Source organism: Micromonospora sp. DT4, from assembly GCF_049841675.1.
Taxonomy (GTDB): Bacteria; Actinomycetota; Actinomycetes; order Mycobacteriales; family Micromonosporaceae; genus Micromonospora.
The window spans coordinates 1-216 of sequence record NZ_JBNCKT010000538.1 but is presented as its reverse complement, the minus strand read 5'-3'; the positions used below and the strand labels follow the sequence as shown (position 1 = coordinate 216).

General features: G+C 64.4%; 1 protein-coding gene. It reads right to left on the bottom strand.

Annotated elements, in window-relative coordinates; all coding sequences use genetic code 11:
* On the bottom strand, positions 1–216 hold a 216-nt coding region (locus ACLQ24_RS30795; protein WP_425895223.1), incomplete at both ends, for a hypothetical protein.

Genomic DNA, 216 nt, shown 5'->3' with positions numbered 1-216 from the left:
AGGTCCATCGCGGTGTCGTTGAACGATCCGCCGATCTGAGCGTCATGCATCTCGCCGAAGAGGTCGTCCAGGGTGTTGTCCATCCCCAGGCCGAAGGGGTCGTGCAGGGTGTTGTCCATCCCCAGGCCGAAGGGGTCGGCGTTGAGGGTGTTCATCCCCGTGCTGAAGGGGTCGTTCGAGGTGCCCATCCCCGTGCTGAAGGGGTCGGCGTTGAGG